This window comes from Streptomyces sp. NPDC096079 (assembly GCF_040303145.1).
Taxonomy (GTDB): Bacteria; Actinomycetota; Actinomycetes; order Streptomycetales; family Streptomycetaceae; genus Streptomyces.
This window is the reverse complement of the sequence record NZ_JBEOST010000030.1, coordinates 37,850-59,015: the sequence shown is the minus strand read 5'-3', so window position 1 is coordinate 59,015 and position 21,166 is coordinate 37,850. Positions and strand designations below refer to the sequence as shown.

The 21,166-nt window shown below is 75.3% G+C and carries 19 protein-coding genes; 9 read left to right on the top strand and 10 right to left on the bottom strand.

Annotated elements, in window-relative coordinates; translation table 11 throughout:
* Positions 1-76 precede the first annotated feature (76 nt).
* Together ABTY59_RS34700 and ppnP are read left to right on the top strand one after the other, a co-directional pair.
* Positions 77-643 carry a YciI family protein gene (locus ABTY59_RS34700; RefSeq protein WP_352023115.1) on the top strand — a complete coding sequence of 189 codons (567 nt, stop codon included), beginning with the start codon at positions 77-79 and terminating at the stop codon, positions 641-643.
* A 121-nt stretch (positions 644-764) separates the two neighbouring features.
* On the top strand, positions 765-1,046 hold the full coding sequence (gene ppnP, locus ABTY59_RS34695; RefSeq protein ID WP_352023114.1) for a pyrimidine/purine nucleoside phosphorylase: 282 nt from the start codon (positions 765-767) through the stop codon (positions 1,044-1,046).
* Positions 1,047-1,053: 7 nt separating this feature from the next.
* On the opposite strand, the gene ABTY59_RS34690 is transcribed toward ppnP, so the two are convergent.
* Together ABTY59_RS34690 and ABTY59_RS34685 are read right to left on the bottom strand one after the other, a co-directional pair.
* Positions 1,054-2,232: an acyl-CoA dehydrogenase family protein gene (locus ABTY59_RS34690; protein WP_352023113.1), complete on the bottom strand. Its 1,179-nt coding sequence runs from the start codon at positions 2,230-2,232 to the stop codon at positions 1,054-1,056.
* Positions 2,233-2,411: 179 nt separating this feature from the next.
* Positions 2,412-2,612 carry a hypothetical protein gene (locus ABTY59_RS34685; protein ID WP_352023112.1) on the bottom strand — a complete coding sequence of 67 codons (201 nt, stop codon included), beginning with the start codon at positions 2,610-2,612 and terminating at the stop codon, positions 2,412-2,414.
* 160 nt (positions 2,613-2,772) lie between these two features.
* On the opposite strand from ABTY59_RS34685, the gene ABTY59_RS34680 reads away from it, so the two are divergent.
* Positions 2,773-3,618, top strand: a complete 846-nt coding sequence (locus ABTY59_RS34680; RefSeq protein ID WP_352023111.1) for a siderophore-interacting protein — start codon at positions 2,773-2,775, stop codon at positions 3,616-3,618.
* A 70-nt stretch (positions 3,619-3,688) separates the two neighbouring features.
* Here the strand turns inward: ABTY59_RS34680 and ABTY59_RS34675 are convergent, their stop codons facing one another.
* Positions 3,689-7,141 carry an AfsR/SARP family transcriptional regulator gene (locus ABTY59_RS34675; protein ID WP_352023110.1) on the bottom strand — a complete coding sequence of 1,151 codons (3,453 nt, stop codon included), beginning with the start codon at positions 7,139-7,141 and terminating at the stop codon, positions 3,689-3,691.
* 276 nt (positions 7,142-7,417) lie between these two features.
* Between ABTY59_RS34675 and ABTY59_RS34670 the strand changes: the two genes are divergently transcribed.
* Together ABTY59_RS34670 and ABTY59_RS34665 are read left to right on the top strand one after the other, a co-directional pair.
* Positions 7,418-9,502 (top strand): SpoIIE family protein phosphatase, encoded by a 2,085-nt coding sequence (locus ABTY59_RS34670; protein WP_352023109.1) that lies wholly within the window; start codon positions 7,418-7,420, stop codon positions 9,500-9,502.
* Between the two features lie 10 nt (positions 9,503-9,512).
* Complete coding sequence (locus ABTY59_RS34665; protein ID WP_352023108.1) at positions 9,513-10,541, top strand: PHP domain-containing protein; 1,029 nt, start codon at positions 9,513-9,515, stop codon at positions 10,539-10,541.
* Positions 10,542-10,565: 24 nt separating this feature from the next.
* Here ABTY59_RS34665 and ABTY59_RS34660 read toward each other — a convergent pair whose 3' ends face one another.
* Together ABTY59_RS34660 and ABTY59_RS34655 are read right to left on the bottom strand one after the other, a co-directional pair.
* Positions 10,566-11,963, bottom strand: coding sequence for an NADP-dependent succinic semialdehyde dehydrogenase (locus ABTY59_RS34660; protein WP_352023107.1), 1,398 nt, complete (start codon positions 11,961-11,963; stop codon positions 10,566-10,568).
* Between the two features lie 114 nt (positions 11,964-12,077).
* Entirely contained in the window at positions 12,078-12,737 is a 660-nt protein-coding gene (locus ABTY59_RS34655) for a ThuA domain-containing protein (protein ID WP_352023106.1), read from the bottom strand.
* A gap of 124 nt (positions 12,738-12,861) precedes the next feature.
* Between ABTY59_RS34655 and ABTY59_RS34650 the strand changes: the two genes are divergently transcribed.
* Both ABTY59_RS34650 and ABTY59_RS34645 read left to right on the top strand, forming a co-directional pair.
* A complete protein-coding gene (locus ABTY59_RS34650) occupies positions 12,862-13,677 on the top strand; it encodes a DUF3626 domain-containing protein (RefSeq protein WP_352023105.1) in 816 nt (271 codons plus the stop codon).
* Positions 13,678-13,760: 83 nt separating this feature from the next.
* Positions 13,761-14,567, top strand: coding sequence for a class II aldolase/adducin family protein (locus ABTY59_RS34645; protein ID WP_352023104.1), 807 nt, complete (start codon positions 13,761-13,763; stop codon positions 14,565-14,567).
* Here the strand turns inward: ABTY59_RS34645 and ABTY59_RS34640 are convergent.
* The 4 genes from ABTY59_RS34640 to ABTY59_RS34625 all read right to left on the bottom strand — a co-directional run bounded on the left by ABTY59_RS34640 (position 14,531) and on the right by ABTY59_RS34625 (position 17,767).
* Positions 14,531-15,193: a TetR/AcrR family transcriptional regulator gene (locus ABTY59_RS34640; RefSeq protein WP_352023103.1), complete on the bottom strand. Its 663-nt coding sequence runs from the start codon at positions 15,191-15,193 to the stop codon at positions 14,531-14,533. The two genes, ABTY59_RS34645 and ABTY59_RS34640, sit on opposite strands and share 37 nt — an antisense overlap.
* Positions 15,194-15,329: 136 nt before the next feature.
* Complete coding sequence (locus ABTY59_RS34635) at positions 15,330-16,622, bottom strand: streptophobe family protein (RefSeq protein WP_352023123.1); 1,293 nt, start codon at positions 16,620-16,622, stop codon at positions 15,330-15,332.
* A 336-nt stretch (positions 16,623-16,958) separates the two neighbouring features.
* The gene (locus ABTY59_RS34630; RefSeq protein WP_352023102.1) at positions 16,959-17,564 is read right to left on the bottom strand and encodes a universal stress protein; all 606 of its coding nucleotides are present in this window, start codon (positions 17,562-17,564) and stop codon (positions 16,959-16,961) included.
* Entirely contained in the window at positions 17,561-17,767 is a 207-nt protein-coding gene (locus ABTY59_RS34625) for a hypothetical protein (protein WP_352023101.1), read from the bottom strand. The genes ABTY59_RS34630 and ABTY59_RS34625 overlap by 4 nt, the downstream gene beginning before the upstream one ends.
* 100 nt (positions 17,768-17,867) lie before the next feature.
* Between ABTY59_RS34625 and yczR the strand changes: the two genes are divergently transcribed.
* Both yczR and ABTY59_RS34615 read left to right on the top strand, forming a co-directional pair.
* The gene (gene yczR / locus ABTY59_RS34620) at positions 17,868-19,337 is read left to right on the top strand and encodes a MocR-like transcription factor YczR (RefSeq protein ID WP_352023100.1); all 1,470 of its coding nucleotides are present in this window, start codon (positions 17,868-17,870) and stop codon (positions 19,335-19,337) included.
* A gap of 61 nt (positions 19,338-19,398) precedes the next feature.
* Complete coding sequence (locus tag ABTY59_RS34615) at positions 19,399-19,902, top strand: FBP domain-containing protein (protein WP_352023099.1); 504 nt, start codon at positions 19,399-19,401, stop codon at positions 19,900-19,902.
* Between the two features lie 63 nt (positions 19,903-19,965).
* Here the strand turns inward: ABTY59_RS34615 and ABTY59_RS34610 are convergent, their stop codons facing one another.
* The gene (locus ABTY59_RS34610; protein WP_352023098.1) at positions 19,966-21,147 is read right to left on the bottom strand and encodes an acyl-CoA dehydrogenase family protein; all 1,182 of its coding nucleotides are present in this window, start codon (positions 21,145-21,147) and stop codon (positions 19,966-19,968) included.
* Positions 21,148-21,166: the final 19 nt, after the last annotated feature.

Below are 21,166 nucleotides of genomic sequence, written 5' to 3'. Positions count from 1 at the left end.
CCACGGGCCCGTCGGGGCCGTGACGAGGGCCATATCCGCTCGACATGATCGATCCGGGCCCCACATCCTGGGCCGCATGGAATTCCTCTGCTTTCACCGCGACCGGTCCGCGTCCATGCCGCTGCGCCAGGCCCTCGTCGAGGCGCACTGGGCGTACATGGACGGCTTCGCGAAGGAGCTGATCGCACGGGGCCCGACGTTCGACCCGGCGGGCGAGAGGTGCACGGGGAGCGTGCACGTCGTCGACCTGCCCGACGCCGCCGCGGCCCGGGCGTTCGCGTTCGACGAGCCCAACTACCAGGCCGGGGTGTACCGGGACGTCCTGCTGCGGCGGTGGCGCAACACGCTGGGACGGACGATGTGGGAGTTCCCCGGCGGCCGTGAGGGCGGCAACCGCTATCTGGTCCTGGGCCTCGGCGAGGGCGAACCCGTCGACCTCACGCCGCCCTCGGGCCCGGCGGGGGCGGACGACCTGATCGCCTACGGTCCCCTGCTGTCCGACGACGGCGCCACCTGGGTGGGCACGGCGGCCCTGGTCCGCGCCGCGGACGCGGCGGCGGCCGCGGCCGTCCTGCGGACCCCCGGGCGGTACGCCGACATCGAGGTCCACGACTGGTCGTTCGGCGGCCGCCCGACGACCTGACCATCCAGCACGTGAGACCGGCCGAGGCCCTCCTCCCGTCCCCGCTAGGGTGCCCACTGCCCGTGGCCGGCACGTGACGGCCCGGCCGCCTCTTCCGCCCGTTTCCCCCCGAGGACGCCCCATGTTTACGGTCAACGAGTACTTCGACGGCACGGTCAAGTCGATCGCCTTCACGCAGGAGCAGGGCCCGGCGACCATCGGCGTCATGGCTCCGGGCGAGTACGAGTTCGGCACCGCCGCCCCGGAGGTCATGCACGTGGTCAGCGGCGCCCTGACCGTCCTCCTCCCGGGCGCCGAGGAGTGGGAGACCTTCGCCGCGGGGAAGCACTTCGAGGTCCCCGGGGACAGCCGGTTCCAGCTCAGGGTCTCCGTGGAGACCGCCTACCTCTGCGAGTACCGCTGAGTCCGGCTCAACGGCGGACGCGGGGCATGCCCAGGCCGATCCAGGAGATGATCTCGCGCTGGATCTCGTTGTTGCCGCCGCCGAAGGTGAAGATGACGGCCGAGCGGTAGCCGCGTTCCAGTTCGCCGTGGAGGACGGCGCCCGCCGAGCCCTCCTTGAGCGCGCCGGCCGCGCCGACGACCTCCATGAGGGCCGCGTACGCGTCGCGGCGGGCCTCGGAGCCGTACACCTTGACGGCCGAGGCGTCCTGGGGGGTGAGGGTGCCGTCCTGGACGGCGCTCACCATCTGCCAGTTGAGGAGTTTCATCGCGTCGAGCCGGGCGTGGGTGCGGGCCAGGGTGCGGCGGACCCAGGACAGGTCGATGACGCGGCGGCCGTCCGAGAGCGGGGTGGCGGCGGCCCAGCGCTGGACGTCGTGCAGGGCGCGGATCGCCATCGTGCCGTGCGCGGCGAGGGTGACGCGCTCGTGGTTGAGCTGGTTGGTGATGAGCCGCCAGCCCTTGTTCTCCTCGCCGACGCGACGGGAGACGGGGACCCGGACGTCGTCGTAGTAGCTCGCGGTGGTGTCGTGCGAGGCCAGGGTGTTGATGAGGGTGCACGAGTAGCCGGGGTCGCTCGTCGGCACGAGGAGCATGGTGATGCCCTTGTGCGGCGGGGCGTCGGGGTCCGTGCGGACGGCGAGCCAGACCCAGTCGGCGGTGTCGCCGTTCGTCGTCCAGATCTTCTGGCCGTTGACGACGTACGTGTCGCCCTCACGGACCGCGCGGGTCTTCAGGGCGGCCAGGTCGGTGCCCGCGTCGGGCTCGCTGTAGCCGATGGCGAAGTCGATCTCGCCGGAAAGGATCCGGGGCAGGAAGTACGCCTTCTGCTCGTCCGTGCCGTACCGCATGATCGTCGGGCCGACGGTGTTCAGCGCCATCAGCGGCAGCGGGACTCCGGCCTGCGCGGCCTCGTCGAAGAAGATGAACTGTTCCATGGGCGTCAGCCCGCGCCCGCCGTACTCGGCGGGCCAGCCCACCCCGAGCCAGCCGTCGGCGCCGAGGCGCCGCACGGTCTCGCGGTAGAAGCGCTTCTGGGCGGCCGGGTCCGCGTAGCGCGTGTGGACGTCCTCCGGGACCAGCCCGGCGAAGTACGCCCGCAGCTCGGCGCGCAGGCGGTTCTGTGCGGGCGTGTACTCGAGGTGCATGGCGTCCTCCCGTGGCGGCGTCCTGCGGCGTCCGCTGCGTCCCCGTGCGGTGCGACGCGCGACGGCCGACACGGTAGAACGTGTTCCATAAATGCGGAAGCCTCAGGAAGCCGCCCGGCAGCCCGCGACCCCGGTTCGGCGGCGGCCGATCCGGGGCCCACGGGAGGGTGATGTGCCTCCTACGGCAGGAGTTCGTCCATGCAGGCGCGGCCCTTCTCGGCCATGCGGCGTTCCGCCCAGGCGAGATTCTTCGGATTCACGTCGCGACCGGAGGCGAGGACCACGTCCTCCGGCGTGAAATCGCCCTCCGACCCTGTGTGCAGCAGCCGGTCGGGCGTCGGGAAGTCCCCCGGGGACGTCTTGTCGGGCTCAGCGTTCATGCCGCCTCCTACGTGTTCGTCCGGCACTCGCCATTCTCGTGTCCGGTCCCCGCGCGCGCATCCGGGGCCGCGGCCGCCCCGTGTCGACGGCCTGTCGGCGGCCTGTCGACTCGCAGCGGGAGGGTGGGGGGACCGATCCGCCGCCCCCGAGGAGTACGCGATGTCCCAGCCCCTGCCCCTGCACCGTCTGCGGGTGACCGCCGTCCGCCCGGTGACCCCGCGCACGCGCCGGATCACCCTCGGCGCACCGAGCCTCGACGGCTTCGCCCTCGCGGGCCCCGACCAGCAGGTCAAGCTGTTCTTCCCCCGGCCGGGCCGGACGGAGCCCGTCCTGCCCGCCCCCGGTCCCGACGGCGACGCGATGCGCTGGTACGGGGCCTACGCGGCACTCCCCGAGGCGGACCGCCCGTGGATGCGGAGCTACACCCTCCGGGCGCACGACCCGGCCGCCCGTACCGTCGACGTCGACTTCTTCCTCCACGGCGAGGGCGAGGAGGAGGGGCCCGCGACCCGGTGGGCCAGGTCGGCGCGCCCCGGCGACGTCCTCGGCATGTTCGGCCCGTCCGCCGCGTTCGCCGTCCCCGTCGACCCGTGCGCGGGTGACTGGACGCTGCTGTACGCCGACGCCTGCGCGCTCCCCGCGCTCGCCACGGTCGTCGCCGCGCTCCCGCCCGGCCGGCGGGCCCTCGCGTACCTCCAGCTGCCCGACCCGGCCGAGGAGCAGCCGCTGCCGACGGCGGGCGACCTGACCGTGCGCCGCCTGCCCGACGGCGCGTCTCCGGCCGAGGCCGTCCGCGCGGCCGTGCTGCCCGCCGGACGGCCCTCCGCCTGGCTGGCGGGCGAGGCCTCGGCGGTCCGCGCGCTGCGCCGCCACCTCGTGGAGGAGCGGGGCGTCGACCGCCGCTCGGTCCACTTCACCGGGTACTGGCGCCGCCGCCTCGCCCAGGACGACGCCCCGACCCCGGAGGACCTGGCCGAGGCACGCGAGCGGCTGTCACAGCACTAGTGCTGTGACAGGAAAGGTTCACCGGGTCGCGACGCCCGGCACGGCACTAGGTCCTGTCCTGCGCCGCGCATCAGGCGGGGCTCTCCGGACGGTGCCGGGAGCCGTCCGGGTCCCGTACGAGGTCGGCGGCCGCCCTGGCCGAGAGGCCGGCGCCCTCCTCGTACCGGTGGGTGTACGTCTCCGGGGGCAGGGCCGCGCGGAGCACGGCCTCCGCGCGGTCGCGGATCGCCTCCTCGGTCCGCGCCGTGAAGGGACGGAACCCGCCACCGGTGTCCGCGCCCGCGTGGACGTCGTACGCGCCGAGCAGCCGCGCCCCCGCCTCGGCGTCCCCCGGCGCACCGCGTCCGCCGCGGGCCCAGGCCGCCGTCCCGAACTGGGCGACCAGCAGGTGCGGGGCGACCAAGTGGGCGAGGGTCTCGACGTCCGCGACGGCCCGCGCGAGCCGCTGCAGGGCCCGGTCGTGATCCCCGTCGACGCAGTCCAGCCACGCCCAGGTCCCGCCGACGAGCCCCCAGAAGAGCGCGGGGGTGACCTCCCCGAACTCCTCCTCCAGGAGGGCCAGCTGCGCACGGGCGAGGCCGGTGCGTCCGGTGTGGCCGTAGTGCTGGGCGAGCAGCAGCCGCCCGGCGCCGGCGGACTCCGCTCCCCACTGCCCGGCCTCGTCGGCGGCCTCGACCAGGAGCCGCTCGGCCTCCGCGTCCCCCTCCGGGGACAGCCGGAGCCGTACGGCCGCGAGACGGGCCGTGAAGACCGGTACCTGGGAGCGCGCGCCGACCCGGGCGGCGGCCTCGGTGGCGCGCTCGAAGTCGGCGGCGGCCTCGGCGAGCCGCTCGTCCCGCTCGTAGGCCTCTCCCCGGGCGGCCAGGGACTCCGCGATCCCCCACGAGTCCCCCGCCGCCTCGAACAGGGCCAGCGCCTCGGCGGCGTCGCCCTCGCCCCGGCCGGCGAGCTTGGCCCGCATGAGGAGCGCGAAGCCCAGGTCCCAACCCGTGCCGTGGGCGCGGCCGGCGTCGACGATCAGGGTGAGGGTCTCGTCGAGGCCCGTGAGCTCCCCGGTCATCAGCCGGGCGAAGTACCACATCGTGCCGGGCTGGCGGCAGGTCTGCGGCAGCCCCGGGCGGTACGCGGCGACGAGCGCGGAGAGCCGGGCGCGGGTCTCGGGCCGTTCGAGGACGGTGGCGCCCTCGCCGCCCTCGGTCGCGAGGGCGTACAGCCGGCCTCCGCGCCGGGCCTCCCACAGCCGCTCGCCGGTCCACGGCGGCGGCACGTCCACGCACCGTCCGTCCAGCGGTTCCGCCGGGCGGACGGGCTCCTGGAAGGGGTCGGGGCCCAGACGGCCCGCCTCGGCGGCCCACGTGCGGGCGTCGACCTGGTGGTTGCGGAGCTGCCAGAACCAGCTGAGCGCGTGGACCAGGCAGAGCACCTCCTGCTCGTCGCCGAGCGCCACGGCCGTGCGCAGCGCGCCGCGCAGGTTGTCGTGCTCCCGCTCGCATCGGGCGACGGCGGCGACCTGCCCCGGGCCGCGCAGCTCCGGGTCGGTCCTGCGGGCGAACTCCCGGTAGTACGTGAGGTGTCGCCGCTCGACCGCCGCGCGCTCCCCGGCCTGGTCCAGCCGCTCCCCCGCGTACTCGGCCACGGTCTCCAGGAGCCGGAAGCGCATCCCGCCCCCGTCGGGGGCGGCCACGACGAGCGACTTGTCGACGAGGGCGCCGAGGAGTCCGAGGACGTCGAGGACGTCGACGTCCGGGGCGGCGGACGTGGCGTCCGGGGCGGCGGGCATGGCGTCCAGGGCGGCGGGCATGGCGTCCGGGGCGTCGGACGTGGCGTCCTGGGCCTCGGGGTCCGCGGCTTCGGCGTCCAGGGCCTCGGCGTCCTGGGCCCCCGCCGTGCCGCCCGCGCACACCGCCTCCGCCGCCGTCAGGTCGCAGCCGCCCGTGAACACCGCCAGCCGTCGCAGGACCGCGCGCTCGGCCTCGTCCAGGAGCTCCCACGACCAGTCCACCACCGCCCGCAGGGTCTGCTGGCGCGGCAGCACGGTCCGCGCGCCCGAGGTGAGCAGCCGGAAGCGGTCGTCCAGCCGGTCCGCGATCTGCCGGACCGACAGCATCCGCAGCCGCGCCGCCGCGAGTTCGATCGCCAGCGGCAGCCCGTCGAGCCGGCGGCAGATCTCCTCCGCCGCGTCCGGATCCTCCGCCGGATCGAACCCCGGGCGCGCGGACGCGCCCCGTTCGGCGAGGAGCCGCAGCGCCATGTCCCCGGGCAGCGGGCCCAGGGGCCGTACCTCCTCCCCCGGCACTCCCAGGGGCTCGCGGCTGGTCGCGAGGACGGTGACGCCGGGGCAGCGCGTGAGCAGCGCCTGGGCGAGTTCCGCCGCCTCGGCGACGACGTGTTCGCAGTTGTCGAGGACGAGCAGCATCCGCCGTCCGGCACAGTGCTCCACGAGGTCCGCGAAGCGGTCCTTCGGCCCGGCCGGGGCGACGGCCGGTGTGTGCCACAGCTGGGTCTCGCGGGCCCCGAGCGCGGTGAGGACGGCGGTGGCGACCGTGGACTCCTCGCGTACGGAGGCGAGTTCGGCGACGTGGACGGCGCCCTCGTACGTCCCCGCCGCCTCCAGGGCGAGCCGGGTCTTGCCGACGCCGCCCGGCCCGGTGAGGGTCACGAGCCGTCGCGACGTCCAGGCGGCGGCGAGCGAACCGAGTTCGTCGGTGCGGCCGATGAACGAGGTCAGTCGGGCGGGGAGGGAGCGCGCGGCCCCGGTCCGGGGCGGCACGGGCCCGTCGTCCGCGAGGAGTTCGGCGTGCAGGGCGCGCAGTTCGGGCCCGGGGTCCGTGCCGAGGCGGTCGGCGAGGGCCGCGCGCACCCCCTCGTACACCGTGAGGGCCTCGGCGGGCCGTCCGGCCGCGCGCAGGGCGCGGATCCGCAGCGCCTGGAGCGGTTCGTCGAGCGGCTGCCCGGCGGCGAGCGCGGCGAGCGGCGCGAGCACGTCGGCGGCCCGCCCGAGGGCCAGGTCGGCGGTGAGCCGGTCGCGCCGCGCCTGGGCGTGCCGCTGCTCGACCCGTACGACCACGGGGTCGGTGTCCCGTCCCGGCAGGTCCGCGAGGGCGGGCCCGCGCCACAGAACGAGGGCTTCGTCGAGGAGCGCGGCCGCACGCTCGGCATGCCCGGCGGCGAGTGCGGTGGCCCCTTCGGCGGCGAGCCGTTCGAAGCGGTGCAGGTCGACGGTGTCCGGGTCCGCGGCGAGCCGGTAGCCGCCGCCGGGGACGGAGACGACGGCCTCGCGGCCCAGGGCGCGGCGCAGTCGGCCGACGAGGGCCTGGAGCGCGGCCGTACGGCCCTGGTCGTCGGCCGGGTCGCCGTCGGCCCAGACCTGGCCGATCAGCGCGCCGGGGCCCACCGCGCGCCCGCCGGCCGCGGCGAGCGCGGTGAGGAGGGCGCGGAGCCGGGCACCGCTCAGGGCGGCCTCCGTCCCGTCGTCGGTACGGAAGGCCTGGCACGGACCGAGAACACGGTAGGGCGGCTGCACCGGCCCATTCTGCCCCGGGGCGGCGACCGGGGCGCCGGGCCCTCGGGTGCGGCCCCGTCGCGAGGTCCGGGGCACCGGGCCCTCGGGTTCGGCCCCGTCGCGACGTCCGGAGCGCCTGGCCCTCGGGGGCCCCGAACACCCATCCGCCCGGACGCCACGACGGACGCCGTGGCGTCCGCCCCGGGGCCGCCCGATTCGTCACCCTCCGCGGCGAACTCGCGCCACGCCGTGTCACCGCCATGGCGTCCGCGGGGCGCGGGTTCGACAATGGGGAGGATGACCGATGACGACCGGCGTACGCGCAGTGGCGAGATCGGGCCCGCCGAGTGGCTCGCCATGAACCGGACCGGCAGCTTCGACTGGGATCTCGACACGGGCACCATCGATGTCGACGAGTCCGGGCTGCTGATCTTCGGCGTGGCCCCGGACGCCTTCGACGGCAGCCCGGTGTCGCTCGTGACGCGCCTGGCCCCCGACGAGCGGGCCAAGCTGGAGGGCGTCGTCCGGACGGCCGTCAAGGGCGGCGCGGTCTCGTACACGGCGCACTTCCCCATCCCGCAGGCCGACGGTTCACCCCACTGGACGCACGTGCAGGCACGGATCCTGCGCTCCGCGGACGGCCGGGCCCGGCGGATCGTCGGCGTCGTGCGGGACACGACCGCCGAGGTCGCGCACTTCGCCTTCGTGCGCGAGCTGGAGAAGCGGCGCGAGGTGCAGACGAACATCGTCGAGCGGACGACGAACGCGCTGTCGCGGGCCGTCACCGTGGACGACGTGACGGCCGCCCTCACCGGTCCCGGCGGCCTCGCCCGCCTCGGCGCGGACGGTCTGGCGCTCGGTCTCGTCGAGAACGGCTCGCTCAACATCATCGCGCTCAGCGGTGAATCCCTCGACATCCTCAACGACTTCCGGAGCCGCCGTCTCGACCGGAGGCTGCCGCTGGCCGAGGCGGTGCTGAGCGGGCGGCCCCGGTTCGTCTCCAAGTTCCCCTCGCTGGGGCGGGACTTCCCCGAACTCGCGCCCTACGTGGCGCGGCTGGAGTTCCAGGCCGCCTGCTACCTGCCCCTGGTGGCGCAGGCGCGTTCGCTGGGCGGCATGGCGCTCTTCTACCGGGGCCGCACCTCGTTCAACGCGGACGAGCGCAACCTCGCCCTCGGTCTCGCGGCGATCGTCGCCCAGTCCCTCCAGCGGGCCATCCTCTTCGACGAGGAGCGGGAGCTGGCGACCGGACTCCAGGCGACGATGCTGCCGCGCCGGATCCCCCAGTTCTCCGGCGGGGAGATCGCGGTCCGTTACCACGCGGCCTGGAGCGGTCGGCAGGTCGGCGGCGACTGGTACGACGTGATCCCGCTGCCCCGGGGCCGGGTCGGGATCGTCGTCGGTGACGTCCAGGGCCACGACACGCACGCCGCCGCCATCATGGGGCAGCTGCGGATCGCGCTGCGCGCGTACGCCGGAGAGGGGCACGCCCCGTCGACCGTCCTGGCCCGCGCCTCCCGCTTCCTCGCCGAGCTGGACACCAACCGCTTCGCGACCTGCACGTACGCGCAGGTGGACCTGGCGAGCGGCACCCTGCGCGCCGTACGGGCCGGACATCTCGGGCCGCTGATCCGGCACACCGACGGCCGGGTCGGGCAGCCCAAGCTGCGGGGCGGGCTACCGCTCGGCCTGGCCACCGTGTTCGGGGAAGAGGAGTTCCCCGAGACCCGGCTCGACCTCGTGCCCGGCGAGACGCTGGTGCTCTGCACCGACGGGCTCGTCGAGCAGCCCGGCGCCGACATCGAGTCCGGTCTGGCCGCGCTGTCGGGCGCGATCAGCAGCGGCCCGCCACAGGCCGAGGCGCTCGCCGACCACCTCTCCGAGCGCCTCTGGGAGCGCTGGGGCTCGGGCGACGACGTGGCGCTGCTCGTGCTGCGGCGCAGCCCGGACCCGGGCACGCCCCGGGCGCCGCGCATCCACCAGTACATCCACCAGGCCGACCCGGCGGGCCTCTCCGACGCGCGCGCGGCCGTCGGGCAGGCGCTCCGCGACTGGGGCATGCCGGAACTCGCCGACGACGCGGAGCTGTTGACCGGCGAGCTCCTGGTGAACGTGCTGCTGCACACCGAGGGCGGAGCGGTGCTGACCCTGGAGGTGCTGCCCGAACCGGTGCGGCGGGTACGGCTCTCGGTGCAGGACCGGTCGAGCGCCTGGCCCAGGCGGCGCACCCCGGGAGAGGCCGCCACCTCGGGCCGGGGGCTGCTGCTGCTCGACGCGCTGGCGTCCCGGTGGGGCGTCGAGCCGCGCGGCGAGGGCAAGGCGGTGTGGTGCGAGATCGGGCCGGTGCCGGTGGCCGCCGAGGCCGCCCCCGGCGGTGGGTGAGGAGGTCGTCGTGGACCCCGTGGCCGCCCTGAACAGGATCGCGTTCCTCCTGGAGCGGTCCCAGGCGCCCGGCTACCGGTCGCGCGCGTTCCGTACGGCCTCGGCCGCCGTCGCCGCCCTCCCGGAGGGCGAGGCCGCGAGGCGTGCGGCCGACGGGACGCTGGAGTCCCTGAAGGGCGTGGGTCCGAAGACGGCGGCGGTGGTGCGCGAGGCGCTGGAGGGGCGCGTGCCGGAGTACCTCGCGCACCTGGAGGAGGAGGTGGAGGCCTCCCTGGGCCCGGCGGAGACGGACGGGCGGGGCGGCGAGGCGCTGCGGGCGGCCCTGCGCGGTGACTGTCACCTGCACTCGGACTGGTCCGACGGCGGGGCCACGATCGAGGCCATGGGGCGTGCGGCGGCGGACCTCGGGCACGAGTGGGCCGTCCTCACCGACCACTCGCCGCGGCTGACGGTGGCGCGGGGCCTGTCGCCCGAGCGGCTGCGGGAGCAACTGGACGTCGTGGCCGGGCTCAACGAGCGGTGGGCGCCCTTCCGGCTGCTGACCGGGATCGAGTGCGACATCCTGGAGGACGGCTCGCTCGACCAGGAGCCCGAGCTCCTCGCGCGGCTCGACCTGGTGGTCGGCTCGGTGCACTCGAAGCTGCGGATGGACTCCCGGTCGATGACCCGGCGTCTGGAACGGGCCGTGCGCGACCCGTCCGTGGACGTGCTCGGGCACTGCACCGGACGTCTGGTGGCCGGCGGCCGGCTGCGTCCCGAGTCCGCGTTCGACGCGGAGCGCGTCTTCGGGGCCTGCGCCGAGTCGGGCACGGCCGTGGAGATCAACAGCCGCCCGGAGCGGCTCGACCCCCCGCGCCGGCTGCTGCGCGAGGCCGTCGCGGCCGGCGTGTACTTCGCCGTCGACACGGACGCCCACGCGCCCGGTCAGCTGGAGTGGCAGATCCTGGGCTGCGCTCGGGCCGAGGAGTGCGGGGTGCCGCCGGACCGGGTGATCAACACCTGGCCGGCGGAGCGCCTGCTGGAGTGGACCGCGGAGTGAGCCGGCGAGGGACCGCCGTGGGGGTCAGGCCCGCTGCCAGACCGTGGTCGCGTTGCAGAACTCGCGGATGCCGTGGCCCGAGAGCTCGCGTCCGTACCCGGAGCGTTTGACCCCGCCGAAGGGCAGCGCCGGGTGCGAGGCCGTCATGCCGTTGACGAAGACCCCGCCCGCCTCCAGGTCGCGGACGAAGAACGCGACGTCCTCCGCCGAGCGCGTCCAGACGTTGGAACTGAGGCCGAACGGCGAGTCGTTGGCGACGGTCACGGCCTCCTCGATGTCGCTGACGGGGTAGACCGTGGCGACCGGGCCGAAGGCCTCCTCCTGGTGGATCCGCATCTCCGGGGTGATGCCGGTGAGGACGGTGGGGCGGTAGTACCAGCCGTTCCGCAGGGCCGGCTCCTCGGGGCGGTGGCCACCGCAGAGGGCGGTCGCGCCGCGTTCCACGGCGTCGTCGACGAGCGCTTCCAGGTCGGCCCGGCCCTGTTCGGTCGCGAGGGGGCCGACGTCGGTGGACTCGTCGAGGGGGTCGCCGACGGTGAGGGCGTTCATGGCGGCGGTGAAGCGCTCCGAGAAGTCGTCGTACACGTCGCGGTGGACGATGAACCGCTTGGCGGCGATGCAGGACTGCCCGTTGTTCTGCACGCGCGCGGTGACGGCGGTCTTGACGGCTCCGACGATGTCGGCGGACGGCATGACGATGAACGGGTCGCTGCCGCCGAGCTCCAGGACGGTCTTCTTCACCTCGTCGCCCGCGACGGCGGCGACGGCCCGGCCCGCGGGTTCGCTGCCGGTGAGGGTGGCGGCCACGACCCGGGGGTCCCGAAGGACGCCCTCGACCTCGCGGGAGCCGATGAGGAGGGTCTGGAAGCAGCCGTCGGGATATCCGGCGCGGCGGAAGAGGTCGCCCAGGTAGAGCGCGGTCCTCGGCACGTTGGAGGCGTGTTTGAGGAGGCCGGTGTTGCCCGCCATGAGCGCGGGCGCGGCGAAGCGGATCACCTGCCAGAGCGGGAAGTTCCACGGCATGACGGCGAGGACGGGGCCGAGGGGGCGGTAGTGGACCCGGGCGGTGTCCGCGCCGGAGTCCTGGACGTCGCTCTCGGCCGGGTGTTCGTCGGCGAGCAGCCGCTCGGCGTTCTTGGCGTACCAGCGCATGGCCTTGGCGCACTTGGCCGCCTCCGCGCGGGAGGCCGCGATGGGCTTGCCCATCTCGGTGGTCATGGTGCGGGCGATGTCCTCGTTGTCCTCGTCGAGGAGGGTCGCGGCGGCGCGCAGCAGCCGGGCGCGTTCGGCGAAGGACGTCGTGCGGTACTGGCGGTAGGCCTCGTGCGCGGCGGCGACGCGGCGCTCGACCTCCTCGGGCCCGTGGGCCTCGTAGGTGCGCAGCGTCTCGCCGGTCGCGGGGTTCACGGTGGCGATGCCCATGACGTTCCTCCTCCTGCCATCGGCCCCCGTCTTCCCAACCTTCCGCTCCCCATGCGTCGGCGCAACAGGGGCGGGGCGCCGGGGTGACCGCCCGGCCGGCCGGGTCCGTCGGGCTCAGGCGGTGAGCCAGGTCAGGGCGCCGGAGAGGTGGGCGCGGAACGCCGGGTCGCGGTACGCCTCCGAGGCGTGCCCGAGGGCGGTGAAGAGGACGCGCCCCCGGTCGACGCCGCGGCACCAGACGAGCGGGTGGTCGTCGCCGTGGGTGCCCCCGCGGTACGCGGACTCGTCGGCCCGGGCGAGGATCCGCGCGCCCGCGGCCCCCGGGTGGGAGGTGAAGTTGTACCACTCGTCGGTCCAGGCCCAGCGGTCCGGGAGGGGGGCGGTCGCGGGGTGGTCGCGGGCGTCGACGAGGACGGTGCCGGGCTGGATCTCGGGGTGGCCGTCGAAGCGGGTGCCGAGCAGCTCGCCGTAGAAGGGCCAGTCCGGTTCGGCGTTGGCGGCGGCGTGCACGGCGAGGAGCGAGCCGCCGCCCCGGAGGTACGCCTCGAAGGCCGAGCGTCCGTCGGGCGTCAGGACGTTCCCGGTCGTGGACAGCAGGACGACGGCGGCGCACCGCCCGAGGCGCTCGGGGGTGAAGGCGCCGGGATCCTCGGTGATCTCGGGCGTGTGTCCGAGCTTCCGCGCCAGCTCGGCGAGGGCGGCGGCGCCCGCGGGGATCGAGTCGTGGCGGTATCCCGCCGTACGGGTGTAGATCAGGACGTCGGCGGTGGGCACGCGGTGGACTCCAGGGACGGTACGGGACGGGCCGAGCGGCAGGGGAAAGCGCTTTCCCCTCCGGGGGACCGTAGCCACCCAAAACCCCGGGCCGCAAGCCCCGGCCCTGCGCCACACTGCTCCGATGACGCCCCTGCACGCTCATGCCCGGGCCGCCCTCGCCCATGTGGCCGACCGCTCCACCGGCGCCCCGCTCGACCCGGCCCTGCGGGTCACGCTCAACTTCCACCCGCACTTCCTCGACCGGCTCGCGGACGAGGGGGTCTACCGCTCCCAGTTCGTCACCGGCACCGGCAACGGCGGCCTCACCGCCCGCCCGGGCGGGGACCGTTGGCGCTGGGAGAGCCGCATCTTCGGCGGGGCCTACGACGAGGCACCGGCGGAGGCCCGTCCGGTCTACGGCGCCCTGGACTTCCGCCGCCGCCCCTTCGGCGCCGCCCCCCGCTTCGGCTCCGCCCATCTGCGGCTCTCGGCCGCCGCCCTGGACCGCGCGACCTTCTGCTACCCGGACAGCTTCCTGGAGCCGGCCGACTTCGGCGTCGCCTCCCGGATGGGGCTGATCGCCCTCGCCGAGGCCGACGCCCAGGATGCGCTCGACGACTCCATCGAGGCACAGGTCCACGGCCTGGTCGTGATCGGGCGGGACGTGGAGGCACTCGTCCTGGATCCGAGCCACCGGGGCACGGAGGTGGAGGAGGCGGCGCGGCGGCTGCCGTGCGCCGTGGAGTGGCACGGGGGGTTCCGCGTCTCCGTCGACGAGCTGCGGCGACACCCGTCGTTCCGGGGGCCCGCGTACGTGGAGCTCGCGGCCCGGATCGCCGTCGACGGGCTCCTGGACCCCCGGATCGTCCAGGAGGCGTCCGCGTCGGGGCGGTACGACCCGCTGGACGTGAAGCGGGTCTGGCACTGCCTGGCCCGCTTCGGGGCGCCCGCCGTGTGATCCGTTGTCGTATCGGATACATCTCTGTATCTTTTGGCGCGCCGTGCGTCCCGCCCGCGCCCCACGCTCACCGAGGAGCCGTCATGAGCACCGTGCCGCCCGCCATCGCCGCCGCCGTCGGACCGCTGCCCGAGGGCGCGATCGTGCCGCTGCCGCCCACCTTCGCGACCGTCGAGGAGGAGCGCCGCCACCGCAAGGAACAGCTCGCCGCGGGCTTCCGGATCTTCGGCAGGTTCGGCTTCTCGGAGGGCGTCGCCGGACACATCACCGTCCGCGACCCGGGCGACCCGAACGCCTTCTGGGTCAACCCGTTCGGGATGAGCTTCACGCAGATCAAGGCCTCGGACCTGATCCTGGTGAACCACGAGGGGAACGTCCTCGAAGGTCGCAGGCCGGTGAACCGGGCCGCGTTCGTCATCCACTCGCGGGTGCACGCGGCCCGCCCCGACGCGGTCGCCGCCGCGCACTCGCACTCCCTGCACGGCAAGGCCTTCTCCAGCCTCGGCGTCCCGCTCGACCCGATCACGCAGGACGCCTGCGCGTTCTTCGAGGACCACGGGATCTACGACGACTACCGGGGCGTGGTCAACGAGACCGAGGAGGGCGAGCGGGTCGCGAAGGCTCTCGGCGCGTACAAGGCGGTCATCCTCAAGAACCACGGGCTGCTCACCGTCGGCCACTCCGTCGCCGAGGCCGTGTGGTGGTTCGTCACCATGGAGCGCTCCTGCCAGGCGCAGCTCCTCGCGATGGCGGCGGGCACCCCGCAGCTCATCGACCGCGAGACGGCGCTGCTCACCCGGGGGCAGATCGGCGGGCACCTGGCCGGCTGGTTCCAGGCGCGCCCGCTGTGGGATCAGATCACCGCGTCCGACCCGGACCTGTTCGACTGACCGGCGGGCCCCCGGCCGGGGATCTCGCGGGTCGTCGCCTCCAGGAGCGGGGCGAGGAACTGCCGTTCCAGGGTGCCGGGCGGCAGCTCGGCCGGTTCCACGTAGCTCTGCGCGAGACCGCCCTCGCGCAGGGCGATCAGGAGGCGGGCGAACCGGTCGGCCTCCACGGTCAGCTCGCGTCCGGCCCTGCGCAGCACCAGCGTGAGGCCGCGGGCGATCTCGGCCCGCAGCCGCTCGTCGTGGCGGGCGAGCACCCAGGCGGCCTGCGGGTCGCGGATGGCGTGCAGGGTGAACTCGGTGGTGACGAGGTACCACTCCCGCTCGTCCGGCTCGACGCGCGCGGCGAGCTCCGCGAGCCGGGTGAGGGTGTACTCCTCGGGGGTCAGCGCGTCGATGGCCTCGGCGAGGCGCCGTACGGTCCGCTCGCTGTGCTCGTCGAAGAGGGCGAGGAAGAGCTCTTCCTTGCTGGCGAAGTTCGAGTAGTACGCGCCCCGCGTGTAGCCGGCGCGCTCGCAGATCTGCTCGATGGTCGTCGCGTGGAAGCCGTGCTCGGCGAAGGTCTCCAGGGCCGCCTTCAGGAGCGCCGCGCGGGTGCGGGGCCGCCGCCTGGTGACACCTTTCGGCACGGGTGGATCCTCCTCGCTCGGGCCGCTCGCGCGGCGGACGCCCACCTTACCGGCGCCGCCTTCCCGGACGGCCGGGGCATCCCGCCCCGGATCTCGCCCCGTGGTCCGTCCCGGGCCCGCGCCCTGTCCTGCCCGGCTACTCGACCTCGCCCCTGCGGCGGACCCGGGTGGCGAGGAGGCCGCCGAGGAAGCCGAGGACCAGGCCCCAGAGGAGGGCGAAGCCGGTCGTCTTCCAGACGTGCGGACGGAGCACGACCTCACCGCCGAGGGAGTCGAGGTCGCCGATGCCGAGGACGGAGAGGCCGAAGTGGGCGTCGACGAGGGTGACCGGGGCGGCGACGAGCATCGTGAGGGCGAAGGCGACGCCCAGGTGAAGGGCGTGCCGCCCGACCGGCATCCGGGCCGGGGAGCGGACGGCGGCGAGGAAGGCCGCGCCGAGCACCAGGACGCCGGCGACGGGCAGCAGCCACCACGCGCGCGCGTCCTGGGCGGCGAGCGAGGACAGGTCCACGGTCGAGAGGCCGGAGCTGTCGCCGTCGCCGCGCAGGACGGCGTCGAGGATCTGTGGCATGGGCAGGCCGAAGGGACCGTCCACCCTGCCTTCCCAGGAGCCGCCGATGCCCACGCCGAGGGCGAGCCAGGTGACGTTGGGGAGGCCCAGGAGGAGGACGGCGAAGGTGTCCGCGGGGTGGCCCTTCGTCGCCGCCACGACGATCCCGATGACCAGGCCCACGACGACGTACGCGAGGAGCAGCAGGAGCATCGCGAAGGCGGCGGGCCGGACGGCCTCCTGGTGGCGGACGAGCCGGGACGGCAGCGGGGTCCTGCGGGAGACGAGGAGCGCGATGACGAGGACGCCGAGGATCCACAGGAGCCCGTAGAAGAGCGTGGGCCCGAGGTCGGTGCGGAAGCCGACGGTCGGGTTCACGGCGTCCAGGAGGTCGCCGAACAGGTCCATGAGGGGGTCCCCGGAGTCGCCGCCGAGGGTGAGGGGGAAGTCGTGGCGGGCGAAGGCCGAGAGGCCGGCGAGGGCGGCCAGCCAGAGCACGACGACGGCGGCCGCGCGGAGCAGGAGTTCACGGGCGGCGGTCACCGCGTGGTGGCGCAGGGGGCGCAGGAAGCAGAAGCCGGTGACCAGTGCGCCCACCAGGGTGACGGTGAGCGGCATGGCGGTCAGTTCGCCCTGCGTTCCGGCGAGGGCGCCCGCGTCTCCGGAGAGTTCGACCTTGCCGCCCGCGGCCATGACGACGACCGCTGCGAGGACGGCGCCGAAGCCGCCGGGCAGGTCGGCGGCGCCCGCGGCCCAGAGCCCGAGCACGGCGACGACACCCATCGCGGCGAACCCGGCCGCGACGGCGGCCAGGGCCTGGAGGACGACACGCGCGTAGCGCCCGGCCGGGGTCGCGGGGGACCGCGCGGGGGTGGGCATCCGACTGCTCGTCACCCTGCCCACGCTAGTGCCGGCGACGGGGGTCCGCTTGCGGGCCGGGAGGCCGCGGCTCACCGCCCGGCCTCCTTCGGCGCCCGCGCGTACCGGGGCTCCGGGTGACGCGGGGTCGCCCCCCGACCCCCGTGGGTGCCCGCCGGTACCGACGCTCCGGATGAAGCGGGCTCACCGCCCGACCCCCGTGGGTGCCCGCCGGTACCGACGCTCCGGATGAAGCGGGCTCACCGCCCGACCCCCGTCGACACCCGCCCCCACCGACGCTCCGGATGACGCCCGCGGCGCGGAGGCCGCCCCGGGGCCGCCGTCGTCCGGCGGCCCTCAGGCGCGGCCCGGCGACGGTCCGGCCCCGCCCGCCGGACCGGGTCCCGCGGCGCGCCCGTCCCGTACTCCCGCACCGGTCCGGCCGTCCGGTGCGCGGACGCGGGCGTGGCGTCGCAGGACGCGGGCCTCGCCCGGGAACAGGGCCGGACCCGGCACGGTCAGGACCGGGCCGGAGGCGCGGCGCAGGACCCCGCGCAGCACCGGGCGGCGGCGCGGCCGGGCGAGGCGGCCCCGGCCCGGCGCCGAGCCGAGGACGAGCAGGTCGCCGGGGCGGTCGGCCGCCGCGCACAGCGCGGCCGCCGGGGCGCCCCGGACGACCCGGCCCTCGAAGGCGAGGCCCGCGGGGACGCCGCCGAGGCCGTCGACGAGCGCGTCCTCCAGGCGCCGCCGGGCGTCGTCGCCCCAGAGGCGCGCCCAGGCACGGTCGGGCATCCGGGCGAAGAGCCCCTCGCCCTCCGGGGGTTCCCAGACCAGCACCGCCAGGAGCGGTGTGCCGTCGCGGCGGGCGAGGGCGGTCGCGTACCGCAGGGCGGCGAGCGAGGCGAGCGAACCGGTCACTCCGACGACGATCCGGCCGTCGCCGCGCGGGTGCGGGCCGGTCACGCCGGTTCGCCGGCGTGGGCGCGGGGCCTCGGCGTCGCGGTGCGGCGCTCCTGGGGGCGCGTCGTCCTCGGGCGCAGGGCGCGGAGCCGGGCGCCGACCGGCAGGGCCCGGAGCCAGGCGCCGACCGGAAGGGGCCGGGCCGCCCGCTCCTCCGCTCGCCGCTGCCACATCCGCTCGTCCCGGTCGGTGAAGTGTCCGGACATCGGTCGTCTCCTTTCCCTGAGGACCATGGCCACCAGGCCACTGGAGAGGAGTCTGTAGTCTTATTGGCCCGGACAGCAGAGCCAATGAGGAGTGATTGGCATGGCAGTGGCACGTGTGGTCCACACAGCGGACCGGACCCTGACGGGTCGCCAGCTCGCATCGCTCCTCACCCCTCCCCCGGAGGGCCGTTTCGGCTACCGGGAGCTGGCGCGGGCCGTGCGGGAGGCGCTGCTCGACGGCCGGGTGGCGCTTCGCCTGCGGCTGCCGGCCGAGCGGGAGCTCTCCGCGGTCCTCATGGTGAGCCGGACCACCGTGACGGGGGCGTACGACCTGCTCCGGGAGAGCGGTTACGCGCACAGCAGGCGCGGCGCCGGCACCTGGACCGCGCTGCCGGACGGGCAGGCGCCGACCGTCCTCGGCGCCTTCCAGGACGACTCCGGCGGCACCATCGACCTGGCGCTCGCCGCGCCGCCCGCACCGGAGGAGGAGCTGTCGGCCGCCCTGGCGGTGGCCGCGGCCGAACTGCCGCGCTATGCCGGATCGCAGGGCTACCACCCGTACGGACTGCCCGCGCTGCGCGCCGCGATCGCCGACCGCTACACGGCCAGGGGCCTGCCGACCCTCCCGGAGCAGATCCTCGTCACCACCGGAGCGCAGCAGGCCGTCTCGCTGGTGCTGACCCTGCTCGGCCGGGCGGGCGACCGGGTGCTCGCCGAGAACCCCTCGTACACCAACGCCCTCGACGCGATGCGCGGGCGCCTGCTCCGGATCACCCCGGTGCCGGTGACCGAGGCGGGCTGGGACACCGGGCTGATCGACGCGGCGCTGCGGCAGACCGCGCCGCGCCTGGCCTATCTGATCCCGGACTTCCACAACCCGACCGGGCGGCTCATGCCGTCCGAGCAGCGCCGGGAGGTCGCGCGGTCCGCGCGGGCCACCGGGACCTGGCTGGTGGTCGACGAGACGCTGACGGACATGGCGCTGGACGTGCCCGCGCCGGTGCCGTTCGCGGCGACGGCCGGCGGGGGCGACGGCGAGCAGATCGTCTCCGTCGGCTCGCTGAGCAAGAGCTGCTGGGGTGGCCTGCGGGTCGGCTGGGTGCGGGCCGCGTCCCGCGTGGTGACCGAGCTGGCCCGGGTCCGGATCACCGCCGACCTGGCCGGTTCCGTACTCGACCAGCTGGTGGCCGTCGCCCTGATGGACCGCCTCGACGCGATCCTGCCGCAGCGCCTCGACGGGCTGCGGCTGCGGCGGACCGCGCTGACCGAGGCGCTCGCCCGCCATGTGCCCGAGTGGCGGTGGACGGTGCCGCCGGGCGGGATGTGCCTCTGGATCGACCTGGGCCGTCCGGTGGCCTCGTCCCTCGCGGCCCGTGCGCTGCGGCACGGGGTACGGGTGGAGGGCGGCGCCCGGTTCGGGGTGGACCCCGGCACGCACGAGCACCGGCTGCGGATCCCGTTCACCGCGCCCGTGGACGTGTACGAGGCGGCGGCGGAGCGGCTCGCGGCGGCCCTGGACGGCGCCCCGGGCCACTTCGCCGATCCGGCGCTGCCGGACTGGGTGGCCTGAGGAGCCGGGGCGGCCCTTATTCGGGTGCCCGGCCCGCGCCGGTCCGTGTACGGTCCACCGGGTGGAACCTCTGACCGACAAACAGATCCGCTCGTCCTTCGTGAACTGCACCAAGGGCGAGGCGGCTCGCCTCAGGCTGCCCCTCGACTTCGCCGAACTCCCCTGGGAGGACCTGGACTTCCTGGGCTGGGTCGACCCGGGAGCGCCGCTGCGGGCGCACCTGGTCGTGCCGCGCGAGGAAGGGCCGCTCGGTGTGAGCCTGCGGGTCCCCGCCACCGGCCGGACCAGCGCCGTGAAGTCGAGCATGTGCCAGGTCTGTCTGACCGCGCACGCCTCCTCGGGCGTCACGCTCCTGGTGGCGCCGCTGGCGGGCAGCCGCGGCCGCGAGGGGAACACGGTCGGGATCTACCTCTGCGCGGACCTCGCCTGTTCCCTGTACGTCCGGGGCCGGCGGCAGCCGAAGCTGCGCCACCGGCGCCACGAGGAGTCCCTCACCCTCGACGAGCAGGTCGCCCGGCTGACGGGCAACCTGGACGCGTTCGTCGACCGGGTGACGGGGGGCTGACGGCCTGGGCGCGGCCTCGGCCCGGCCGGCGCGGCCCGGTCGTCCCGGCCCGGCCCGCCGCGTTCAGCGGAAGGCCTGCTCGCCGGTGAGCGCCTTGCCGATGACCAGGGAGTGGACCTCGCTCGTGCCCTCGTAGGTGAGCACCGACTCCAGGTTGTTGGCGTGGCGCAGCACCGGGTACTCCAGGGTGATGCCGTTGGCGCCCAGGATGGTGCGGCACTCGCGGGCGATCGCGATCGCCTCGCGGACGTTGTTCAGCTTGCCCACGCTGACCTGCTCGGGGGTGAGCGCGCCCGCGTCCTTGAGGCGGCCGAGGTGGAGGGCGAGGAGCATGCCCTTGCCGAGCTCGACGGCCATGTCGGCGAGCTTCTGCTGGGTCAGCTGGTAGGAGGCGAGGGAGCGGGCGAAGACGACCCGGTCCCTGGCGTAGGAGATCGCGGTCTCCAGGCAGTCGCGGGCGGCGCCGAGGGCGCCGAAGACGATGCCGAAGCGGGCCTCGTTGAGGCAGCCGAGCGGGCCGGAGAGGCCACGGGCCTCCGGGAGCATCGCGTCGGCGGGGAGGCGCACGTCGTCGAGGACGAGTTCGCTGGTGACGCTCGCCCGCAGCGAGAGCTTCATCCTGATCTCGGGGGCGCTGAAGCCGGGGGTGCCGGCCGGGACGAGGAAGCCGCGGACGCCGTCCTCGGTGCGGGCCCAGACGACGGCCACGTCGGCGACCGATCCGTTGGTGATCCACATCTTGGTGCCGTTGAGCACCCAGTCGGAGCCGTCCCTCTTGGCGTGGGTGCGCATGGCACCCGGGTCCGATCCGGCGTCGGGCTCGGTGAGGCCGAAGCAGCCGATGTACTCGCCGGCCGCCATCTTCGGCAGCCACCGCTGCTTCTGCTCCTCGGAGCCGTACTTCCAGATCGCGTACATCGCGAGGGAGCCCTGCACGGAGACGAGGGAGCGCAGTCCGGAGTCGACGGCCTCCAGCTCCAGGCAGGCGAGGCCGTACGCGACGGAGTTGGTGCCCGCGCAGCCGTAGCCCTCCAGGTGCATGCCGAGCACGCCGGTGCCGCCGAGGGTGCGGGCGAGCTCACGGGCGGGGATCTCGCCCTTCTCGAACCAGCCGGCGACGTGCGGCCGCAGCTCGCGGTCGGCGACGGCGCGCACGGTGTTCCGGATCTCCCGCTCCTCGTCGGTGAGGAGTCCGTCGACGGCGAGCAGGTCGAAGGGGTGGACGGGGGTGGACGGCGACTTCACGGACGGCCTCCTGGCGGCT